The organism is Actinokineospora sp. (assembly GCF_050699995.1).
Classification (GTDB): Bacteria; Actinomycetota; Actinomycetes; order Mycobacteriales; family Pseudonocardiaceae; genus Actinokineospora.
This window is the reverse complement of record NZ_JBOHGC010000390.1, coordinates 1-10,340: the sequence shown is the minus strand read 5'-3', so window position 1 is coordinate 10,340 and position 10,340 is coordinate 1. Positions and strand designations below refer to the sequence as shown.

The window sequence follows — 10,340 nt, the reverse complement described above, 5'->3', positions numbered from 1 at the left end:
GCGAAGACCTCGCGGACCGTGTCGTTGAACGTGCGCACGCTGGCGAACCCGGCGGCGGGCGCCACCACAGCCATCGGCAGCGCCGTGGTCTCGATCAACAGTCGGGCCGTCTGGGCGCGCTGGGCCCTGGCGATGGCCAGCGGACCGGCTCCCAGCTCGGCTTGGAGCTGGCGTTCGATCTGCCGGACGCTGTAGCCCAGCCTGCGCGCGAGCCCGGGCACGCCCTCGGTGTCGACGACGCCGTCGGCGATCAGCCGCATCGCCCTGGCTACCAGGTCGGCGCGCTCGTTCCACTGTGGAGAGCCGGGGCTGGCATCGGGCCTGCACCGCTTGCAGGCGCGGAAACCGGCCTGCTGGGCCGCTGCCGCACTCGGGTAGAAGCGCATGTTGCGGACCTTCGGCGGCACCACGGGACAGCTGGGGCGGCAGTAGATGCGGGTGGTCAGGACGGCGGTGAAGAACCAGCCGTCGAACCGCGCGTCCTTCGACTGCACGGCCCGCACGCAACGCTCCACCTCGGTGTACATGCGACCAGTCTTCCCCAGGCCACCGACACCGGCTAGCGGGAAAACGACACCACGGTCGAGGGCAGGGGTGCCGTCGTTTTCTTGCCGGCCCGACTACCAGATGGGGTGGATGTGCGTCCGGCTCGCCGTCAGCGTGCGGCCGCGCAGGCGGGCCACGAGCGAGCGGTCGTTGCCGTGGCCGTAGCTGATCGGCTGCAGGTCGGGGCTCACGGCGCGGACCACCCGGAACGGTCCCGTGGCGACGTCGGCGCTCGTCACGTCGACCACGGCCACCCGGACCTTCGCCGAGTCGAGCACATGGGCCAGGTCGGTGACCGAGGACTCGGCGACCGGTTCGCGCAGGTCGCGCAGCCGGGACGTGCCGCCGCAGCGGAGCCGGTCGAACGCGGCGACCCGGTCGAGCGGGAAGTAGTAGGCGGCGTGGTCGAGCATCTCGCGCACGTCCTCCGGGCCCTTGGGCACTGGACGCTCCCGCATGAGGCCCGCCAGGTGCGACGCGGTCTGCGCGAGTTCGAGCACCGCGGCCCGGATCGCCGCGCGCGGCGACCTGTCGGCCCCGAGCCCCAGGGTCGCACCGGGTCGGCGTTTGCCGTCGCCGAGGGCCAGCGCGGCAGCGGTGACGCCGTACATGCTGGTGGGCAGCAGGTACACCTCGACGGTGACCCCTTGGGTGCGCAGCGCCTCGACGATGGCCGCCAGGTCAGGGTCGAGCGTCTCATCGAGTTCGACGAACCGGCCTTTGGCACCGGTCAGCCACGCGGCCATCATCGCGTCGCGCTCGACGAGTTCGAGGACCGCCCCGACGGTCGCCGACCCTGCGTCGGTGCCCGCGGCGAGACCGTTGGAGGTGCCCTGGCAGATTAGGTGCTCGGGCAGGAGCGTCATCGCAAGGTAAGTGAAGACAGCGGGCACCCAAACGGGTTTGTCGGTGCCCAGCCAGGTGCCGCGGACCCACGGGTGGTCGGTCCGCTGGTCGAACGCGGCGAACCCGAACCCGGCGCGGGCGTAGCTTTCCGGTTCGTACAAAGGGAATTCGCGGGGATCGAGGATGTCCCCGGCCAGATCGGCGGGCCGGGCCCACACCAGCCGCTCGGCCTCAGGCAGCGACGGCGCGTACCTCTCGACCGCCTCCCCGACCGCCGACAGGATCGCCTCGGCCTGGGTGGCGCCCTTGCCCCAGCCGATCGGCAGCGCCCGGGCCTGCCCGTCACCGTCCACATGGTGCGGTGGGGCCGCCGTGGCGACGAAGGGGAGGTCGGGGCCGGTGCCGAGGGGCTGTTTGAGGGAGATCCACGGGATGACGCCGGTGAGCGGGTCCACCCAGCCCGCCAACGCTTCCAGCAGGGCGGCGGGGTCGTCGCCCTCGGGAAGCCCCGCTGTGCCGATCCCTTCGGCGCCGCCGCAGACGTCGCACGAGGGAAGGGGGATCACGCGGTGCCAGACGACTTCCCCGTCGACCACCTCGGCGACGTGGTCGACAAGGTCGCGGGCGCCGTTCTGGAGCAGGGCGACGACGCGGTCGGCTTGGGGATCGGGGAGGTCGAGGCTGCCCGAGTAGAAGCCGTGGCTGCCGGAGCGTTCGGCAACGCCTTCGATCAGTTCGTCGCGGACGACGTTGGTCTTGTCCGGGTCGTCCGGCGCAGTGATCCGGCCGTACAGCAGACCCGAGACCGCGGCGGTGCGCTCAACGTCATCGTCGGCCCCGGTGATGAGTGATCGCGCCACCGCCGTGGTCCGCTCCACATCGTCATCAGCCACGACAACGGCCGAGGTCGCCACCGCTTTGGTGCGCTTCGCGTCCATCGCGACGACTGTCGACCGTGCCACCGCCATCGTGCGTTCCACGTCGTCGTCGGCCGCACCGGCCGCCATGGGGCGCTCGACGTCATCATCAGCGGCACCGGCCGCCATCGTGCGTTCCATGTCGTCATCCGCACCGAGAACGGCTGACCGCGCCACGACGGAGGTGCGGTCCGGATCGACCGTTGCTTTCGCCACGGGTCGGCGCAGGGCGATCCCTCTCGCCGAGTCGGCGACGGCGATGTGCGCGACCTGCGGGGCGACCGTGCCGAACGACGCGGCTTTGGCCGCGAGCATGCGCCTGCGCGTGCACTCCGCGCAGCCCGGGCGGCCGGGGACGGACAGCGGGCCCACCAGCACCCGGTCGCCGTCGAAGGTCAGCGCGACCGCGGGCAGTCGGGCGGAGCGGGCCCACTTGCCGAACTGGGTCAGGTCTTCGTCGCTCGCGGCCGCGCGGATCGCGAGTTTCGCCGCGGGCGGCGGCACGCAGCCCGGGCCGCCATAGACCACGACAGCGTCCCCGAGTGCGTTTCGCACTCGGGTCAGCGTGGTCGCCTCGCGGCTGGTGGCCTGGTCAGCCCGCACGCACCGCCCCCAAGTCCAAGGCGTGTCGAGGGCGGCCATGGGTCACCAGGGTGAACTCGGCGGGCGCGGTGATCCCCTTGAGGACTTCCCAGAACCGCACCTCCTCGTCGCCGCCGCGCAGCGCCTGGGGCGCGGCGGTGGCCCGCGACGGTGTGGCCACCTTCGCGACGAGTTCCCGGGTGTCTTGCATGGCGTCCTCCTGGTTGCGTACCTCGGTCATGAGGTAGGAGTCGGCAACCGGTCGAGAAATACATCATCCACCCGGGATCTTTGCAGGTCACATCACATGCGCGAGGAACTCCCCGGTGTAACTGCCCTCGACCTTGACCACGTCCTCCGGTGTGCCATGCGCGACGACCGTGCCGCCGCCCGAGCCGCCCTCCGGTCCCATGTCGACGATCCAGTCCGAAGTCTTGATCACGTCGAGGTTGTGCTCGATGACGATCACGGTGTTGCCCTTGTCCACCAAGCCGTTGATCACGCCGAGGAGCTTGCGGATGTCCTCGAAGTGCAGGCCGGTGGTCGGCTCGTCGAGGATGTAGACCGTCTTGCCGGTGGACCGCTACTGCAGTTCGCTGGCGAGCTTGACGCGCTGCGCCTCGCCGCCGGACAGGGTCGGCGCGGGCTGGCCGAGCCGGACATAGCCCAGACCGACGTCGACCAGGGTGGCAAGGTGCCGGTGGATGGCCTTGATCGGCTCGAAGAACCCGGCGGCCTCCTCGATCGGCATGTCGAGCACTTCGGCGATCGTCTTGCCCTTGTAGTGGACTTCAAGAGTCTCGCGGTTGTAGCGCGCGCCCTTGCAGACCTCGCAGGGCACGTAGACGTCCGGGAGGAAGTTCATCTCGATCTTGATCGTGCCGTCGCCCGCGCACGCCTCGCAGCGGCCGCCCTTGACGTTGAACGAGAAGCGCCCCGGCTGGTAGCCGCGGACCTTCGCCTCCGTGGTGGAGGCGAACAGCTTGCGGACATGGTCGAACACACCGGTGTACGTGGCCGCGTTGGACCGCGGGGTGCGGCCGATCGGCGACTGGTCGACCTGCACGAGCTTGTCGACCTGGTCGAGCCCGCGCACCCTCGTGTGCCGCCCGGGGACCTGGCGGGCGCCGTTGAGCTTGTTCGCCAGGACGGTCGCGAGAATGTCGTTGACCAGGGTGGACTTGCCCGAGCCGGACACACCCGTGACCGAGACCAGGCAGCCCAGCGGGAACGACACGTCGATTCCGCGCAGGTTGTGCTCGCGCGCGCCGACGACGGTGAGCTGGCGCTTCTTGTCGATGGTGCGGCGGACCAACGGCATCGGGATGACGCTGCGGCCGGCGAGGTAGGCGCCGGTGAGCGATTCCTTGTTCTTCAACAGGTCTTTGAACGTGCCGCTGTGCACCACCCGGCCGCCGTGCTCGCCGGCGCCCGGACCGATGTCGACGACCCAGTCGGACTGGCGGATGGTGTCCTCGTCGTGCTCGACGACGATCAGCGTGTTACCCAGGTCGCGCAGCCGGATCAGGGTCGTCATGAGCCGGTGGTTGTCGCGCTGGTGCAGGCCGATCGACGGCTCGTCGAGCACGTAGAGCACACCCACCAGGCCGGACCCGATCTGTGTGGCAAGGCGAATGCGCTGCGCCTCGCCGCCGGACAGGGTGCCGGACGCGCGGTCGAGCGAGAGGTAGTCGAGGCCGACGTCGAGCAGGAACCGCAGGCGCGCCTGGATTTCCTTGAGGACCGCGCCGGCGATCATCGTCTCGCGCTTGCCGAGTTTCAGGCCGTCGAGGAACGCCGAGCACTCGTTGATCGACATCGCGGAGATGTCGGCGATCGAGCGGTCGCCGTACTCGCCGTGGTGCAGGGTCACCGCGAGGATCTCGGGCTTGAGCCGCGAACCCTGGCACGAGGGACACGGCACCTCGCGCATGTAGCCCTCGTATTTCTCCCGCATGTACTCGGAGTCGGTCTGCTCCTGGCGCCGCTCGAGGAACGGGATGACACCCTCGAAGGCCGCGTAGTAGGAGCGCTCGCGCCCGTACCGGTTCTTGTAGCGGACGTGGACCTGGTCGTCGACGCCGTGCAGGACCGCCTTTTGCGCCTTCGCGGGCAGCCGCCGCCACGGGGTGTCCATCCGGAACCCGACGGTCTCGCCGAGCGCGGTGAGCAGCCGGACGAAGTACTCCGCGGTCTGCCCGCCCGCCCACGGCGCGATGGCGCCGTCCTCAAGGGAGAGTTCGTCGTCGGGGACGACCAGCTCCGGGTCGACCTCCTTCTTGATGCCGATACCCGTGCAGACCGGGCACGCGCCGTACGGCGAGTTGAAGGAGAACGAGCGCGGTTCCAGGTCCTCGACGCCGAGCGGGTGGCCGTTGGGGCAGGCCAGGTGCTCGGAGAACCCGCGGATGCGACCGGGATCGTGTTCGGGGAGATCGACGAACTCGAGCTCGACCAGGCCGTCGGCCAGCCGCAGCGCGGTCTCCACCGAGTCGGTGAGGCGCTGCTTGGAGGACGCCTTCACCGAGAGCCGGTCCACGACCACGGCGATGTCGTGCTTTTCCTGCTTCTTGAGCTTCGGCGGGTCGGTGAGCGGGTAGACCTTGCCGTCGACCAGCGCGCGCGAGTAGCCCTGCGTCTGCAGCTGGGAGAACAGGTCGATGTACTCGCCCTTGCGGCCGCGGATCACCGGTGCCAGCACCTGGAACTTCAGGCCGGACTCCATCGCCAGGACCTGGTCGACGATCTGCTGCGGGGTCTGCCTGCTGATCGCCTCGCCGCAGGTGGGGCAGTGCGGTTTGCCGGCACGCGCGTAGAGCAGGCGCAGGTAGTCGTAGACCTCGGTGATCGTGCCGACCGTGGAACGCGGGTTGCGGCTGGTCGACTTCTGGTCGATCGAGACCGCGGGCGAGAGGCCCTCGATGAAGTCGACGTCCGGCTTGTCCATCTGTCCGAGGAACTGCCGCGCGTAGGCCGAGAGCGACTCGACGTACCGGCGCTGCCCCTCGGCGAAGATCGTGTCGAACGCGAGACTGGACTTGCCGGAGCCCGACAGTCCGGTGAACACGATCAGGCTGTCCCTGGGCAGGTCGATGTCGACGCCGCGCAGGTTGTGCTCCCGGGCGCCGCGAACGACGAGGCGGTCGGCCACTGAGATCCCTTCGGTAGTGCTCTGAACTCGGGCAACGCGGCATCCGGGGAGGGAGCACGCAGCAGATTGAGCGGCCACTGGTGGCCGGCACCCATGCTAAAGCCGGGCACCGACAATTCTTGCGGACCGGTCGCGGCGATGTACCCGCGGAGCGGTACCCACGGGTAACCTCACTCACCTAGGCTGGTCCACCGGAGCATCTTTCGCTTCGTTCACGCCAAGCATGACGGGGTCCGCATGACTGGGTCGAACACGTCCGCGAACACCATGAGCGCCACGACCACCGCGGCCACACTGGCCGCCGTGCGCGAGGCCACGGCCGTCCTGACCGGCGTTGTCGAGAGATTCGCCGAGACCGACTTCACCCGGCCCAGCCTGCTGCCGGGGTGGACCCGCGGGCACGTGGTCACTCACCTCGCCCGCAACGCCGACGCCCTGGTCAACCTGCTGACCTGGGCGCGCACCGGCATCGAGCACGCGGCCTACCCGAGCCGGGCCGACCGCGACGCCGACATCGCCGACGGCGCGAACAGGCTCGGCCAGATCCAACGAGAAGACCTGGTCGCCGCCTGCGACCGATTCATGGTCGAGGCTACGCGACTGGGCCACGAGGACTGGGCGGCGCGGGTGCTGAACGCCACCGGCGGCCCGATGGTCGCCGCGCAGATTCCGCAGATGCGCCTGTTCGAGGTGTGGACCCACCTGGTCGACCTCGACGCCTCAGTGGGCTTCGACGCGGTCCCGACCGGCCACCTCGACCTCCTCCTCGACCGCGCGCTGCTCCCCCACCGCGCGCGGACCGACGGCCACCCGCTGCGGTTGACGGTCGCGCTGCCGGACGGAAGTCAGCGCAGCTGGGTGCTGGCCATCGCCCAGGACGGCGACAGTGAAGTCAGCGGATCCGCGGCGTCCGCGCTGACCTGGCTGACCGGCCGCGGCACCCCCACGGACCTCACCGGCCCCCTCCCCCACCTACCAGCCTGGGGCTGACCCCGGTCAGCGCAGCTGGGAGCTGGCCATGGCCCACTGCGGCAGCGACATGAGCGGGTCGGCGGCGTCCGCGCCGACCTGGCGCGGTTGGCCCGTGGACCTGGCCGGGCTGGGCGCCTGGGGCTGGGGCACCTGCGGCAGGTCGCGGATCGCCTCCACCACGGCGCCGCCCGCGACGCGCGCGCGGCGCCACAGGTCGCCGGTGAGCCAGCGGTGGCACGGCTGCTCGACGAGGCGGGTCATCGCCCAGCCCAGCAGCACCGCCATCGCCACGCAGGCCGCCAGGCGGCCCCACGGTCCGACGCCCAGGTCGAGCAGGAAGCGCGCGAGCACGAAGCCGAGTTCCTGGTGGACCAGGTAGACGCCGAACGAGATGCCGCCGAGCCAGCGGATCGGGGTGGCGAGCTGCCGCAGGCCGGGGATGTCCCAGTCCGGGCCGCCCGCGGCCGCGACGATCCCGACGAGGATGACCCCGAACGCCACTGTGGACCGCGTGTCGACGAAGTACGAGTGGGCGTCCTGCGCGACGAGGACGGCGGTCAGGTAGGCGGCGAGGTGCTTGCCGGAGAACCGGTCGCGGGTCCACAGCCAGATCGCGATGCCCACCCCGAACAGGGCCACCCGGTGCAGCGCCAGCCCATCGAAGATCGACCGGACCCACTGCGCCGAGTCGACGTCGTCGCGCCAGACGAACCGGATCACGACCGGCACGACCACGAGCGCCCACAGCAGCCAGGGCAGCGCGGCGCCGCGCGTCCAGCGGCGCGGCCACAGCAGGGCGGCGGCGAGGAAGGCCATCACCTGCACGGGCAGCGTCCAGTAGGAGGCGTCGATCCAGTGGAAGGTCGGCGACCACGCCTGCACGAGCAGGAGGTTGGCGGCCAGGTCCGTGACGTTGGGCACATACCACCCGAAAGCGGGCGCGACCGCGCGGGCGACGCCGTAGGTGATCACCACCGCGAGCAGGTACGCGGGCAGCAGCCGGGCGAGCCGATTGCGCAGCCAGGCGCCCGTCTCCCCACGCCGAACGGTGACGCAGACGAAGAACGCGGAGATCACCAGCAGCGTGCTCGCGCCGAACTGCAAGGGCAGCACGAACGGGTACGGCCCCAGCTCAGCATGGTTGATCGGCGACTGGTGGGTGACGTGCTGGACGACGACCGAGTAGACGGCCAGCACCCGGATGACGTCCCAGCTCAACTTGCGTGGGGACCGTGTTCGGGTCTCTGTCTCTGAGTTCACGGGCTCGCAGGTGATCGGCGACAGTGGTCAGTTTCAGGTCACGCTCAGGTAACAGGGTACTGCTTGACCCGGTGCCGTGCCTTCGCGGGTGGAACCAACGGTGGCAGACAGACTACCGTCGGCGACCGTGGACCTCGTCGACGACTACACCGGCCATGTCGAGCCCGGTGGCCCCGCTGCCCGCCGCACCCTGAACGCGCTGACGATCACCAAGGTGTCCGTCGGCCCGTTCGACAACAACGCCTACCTCCTGACCTGCCGCGCCACCCATGAGGCGCTGCTGATCGACGCCGCGGCCGACCCGGCCCGCCTCTCCGACGTCATCGGCTACGACCAGCACCGCCCCAGCCTGAAGACCATCGTCACCACGCACCAGCACGGCGACCACTGGCAGGCCCTGGGGGCGGTCGCCGGAGCCAACGGCGCGAACACCGTCGCCCACGAACTGGACGCGGGCCCGCTGCCAGTCCCACCGGACCGCTTCGTGACCCAGGGGGACACGGTGACGGTGGGGCAGGTGGAGCTGGAAGTGATCCACCTGCGCGGCCACACCCCGGGCTCCATCGCCCTGCTCTACCGCGACCCGGACGGCCACCCCCACCTGTTCACCGGGGACTCCCTGTTCCCTGGCGGTCCTGGACGGACAACAGATCCCAAGGACTTCACCAGCCTCATGAACGACCTGGAGTCCCGTGTCTTCGGCGAACTGCCGGATGACACGTGGTTCTACCCCGGCCACGGGGACGACTCGACCTTGGGCGACGAACGCCCGAAGCTCAGCGAGTGGCGCGAGCGCGGCTGGTGAACTGAGGACTACCCGAACGGGGCTGCCTACACAACAGGCGGCCCCGTTTCGCTGCGGTCACAGCGGTACCGGGGCACGATAGATCGGAGCCCCGACGTGAGCCAGACCAATCTTCCCCTCAGCCACCCACCCTGCTCGCCTTTGGTCCCGGCGGTCACCGCTGAGATCCCAACGCCCGCGAGATGGCGGACCCGGGACTGCACCGGGTGTGGCTCGGAACTGGGCACCGGCACGGCGGTGTTCCGTCTGTCGGTGACGCAGTACGCACCGATGCAGCCGGGACCGGACTGGGAATGTGTCGGCGATTGGACCGACCCAAAGCCACTCGCTGGAACGTTCTGCGCGCCGTGTCTGAACGCAGTCCAGAAACTGGCGATGGACCACCTGTGCGCTGCGGACGGTGAACGATGAACGGCGTGGCGGTGCTTCAGCAAGTGCGATCCGCCTTGGCGGAGGCGCACGCCACAGGCCAGCCACGTCCAGGCCGCCCGACGCTGGTGAAACTGACCGGGGCAACCGACCACCAGGTGCGCCGCGCACTGGCGGAGCTGGCGACCAAGCCAGACACCCTCGACAACGACCACGACAGTCCTGGTGACATCACCGACAATGAAGCCTCCGCCTCAGACGTCACAACCGAGGTGCGAGAGACACACCAGCCTCGCCCTTGGCCGCTCCTGGTGATCGGCCTGGCGGCGGCAATCGCAGTCTGGGGCGGCTGGGTGGAGCTGGGCCGCCTGACGGGCTTCGGCGTCGTGCACCCACTGCCTGGCCTCTGGGAAGACTTGCGGATCAACACCGCGATCGTGCTGCCTCTCGGCATCGAGGCGTACGGCGGCTATGCGCTGCGGACGTGGCTGTCCTCGGCTGACCTATCCGAGCGCACCAGACGATTCGCCCGCTGGTCGGCGATCGCCAGCCTGGTGGTCGGGGCGGGCGCACAGGTCGCCAGCCACCTGATGAAGGCAGCCAATGTCACCAGTGCCCCGCCGCTGGTGACGGTTCTGGTCGCGTGTGTGCCCGTCCTAGTGCTGGGATTGGCTACCGGGCTCGCCACCCTGGTGAAGCGCGACACCACTGCTGGCGGAATGTCAAGCCCCGGGTTTGATGGAGACTGGGTTATCTGGTTTCCAGGGTTGCGGTGACCGGGTGGGTCATCGCGTGTAGTGCTTCGTACTCGGCGGGTGGGACGTGTCCGAGTTCGCCGTGCAGGCGCCGGTTGTTGTACCAGTCGATGTACTCGACGGTCGCGATTTCCAGG

The 10,340-nt window shown here is 69.8% G+C and carries 8 protein-coding genes and 1 pseudogene; 3 read left to right on the top strand and 6 right to left on the bottom strand.

From position 1 onward, the window contains the following. The 4 genes and pseudogenes from ACRDSQ_RS19145 to uvrA all read right to left on the bottom strand — a co-directional run. A partial coding sequence (locus ACRDSQ_RS19145) for a bifunctional transcriptional activator/DNA repair enzyme AdaA (protein WP_431422948.1) occupies window positions 1-527 on the bottom strand: 527 nt, incomplete at its 3' end. A gap of 93 nt (window positions 528-620) precedes the next feature. Next, window positions 621-2,864, bottom strand: coding sequence for a YcaO-like family protein (locus ACRDSQ_RS19140; RefSeq protein WP_431422946.1), 2,244 nt, complete (start codon window positions 2,862-2,864; stop codon window positions 621-623). A gap of 37 nt (window positions 2,865-2,901) precedes the next feature. Continuing rightward, window positions 2,902-3,132: a hypothetical protein gene (locus ACRDSQ_RS19135; RefSeq protein WP_431422945.1), complete on the bottom strand. Its 231-nt coding sequence runs from the start codon at window positions 3,130-3,132 to the stop codon at window positions 2,902-2,904. Window positions 3,133-3,189: 57 nt separating this feature from the next. After that, window positions 3,190-6,042: pseudogene (gene uvrA, locus ACRDSQ_RS19130) on the bottom strand (excinuclease ABC subunit UvrA). A gap of 237 nt (window positions 6,043-6,279) precedes the next feature. Between uvrA and ACRDSQ_RS19125 the strand changes: the two are divergent. Further along, window positions 6,280-7,032, top strand: coding sequence for a maleylpyruvate isomerase family mycothiol-dependent enzyme (locus tag ACRDSQ_RS19125; RefSeq protein ID WP_431422944.1), 753 nt, complete (start codon window positions 6,280-6,282; stop codon window positions 7,030-7,032). A gap of 6 nt (window positions 7,033-7,038) precedes the next feature. On the opposite strand, the gene ACRDSQ_RS19120 is transcribed toward ACRDSQ_RS19125, so the two are convergent. Next, window positions 7,039-8,232: an acyltransferase family protein gene (locus tag ACRDSQ_RS19120; protein WP_431422943.1), complete on the bottom strand. Its 1,194-nt coding sequence runs from the start codon at window positions 8,230-8,232 to the stop codon at window positions 7,039-7,041. A 142-nt stretch (window positions 8,233-8,374) separates the two neighbouring features. Between ACRDSQ_RS19120 and ACRDSQ_RS19115 the strand changes: the two genes are divergently transcribed. Beyond that, window positions 8,375-9,079, top strand: coding sequence for an MBL fold metallo-hydrolase (locus tag ACRDSQ_RS19115; RefSeq protein WP_431422941.1), 705 nt, complete (start codon window positions 8,375-8,377; stop codon window positions 9,077-9,079). 416 nt (window positions 9,080-9,495) lie between these two features. Further along, window positions 9,496-10,224 carry a hypothetical protein gene (locus ACRDSQ_RS19110; RefSeq protein ID WP_431422940.1) on the top strand — a complete coding sequence of 243 codons (729 nt, stop codon included), beginning with the start codon at window positions 9,496-9,498 and terminating at the stop codon, window positions 10,222-10,224. Here the strand turns inward: ACRDSQ_RS19110 and ACRDSQ_RS19105 are convergent. Next, window positions 10,199-10,333 (bottom strand): IS3 family transposase, encoded by a 135-nt coding sequence (locus ACRDSQ_RS19105; RefSeq protein ID WP_431422950.1) that lies wholly within the window; start codon window positions 10,331-10,333, stop codon window positions 10,199-10,201. The genes ACRDSQ_RS19110 and ACRDSQ_RS19105 overlap by 26 nt on opposite strands. Window positions 10,334-10,340 lie beyond the last annotated feature (7 nt).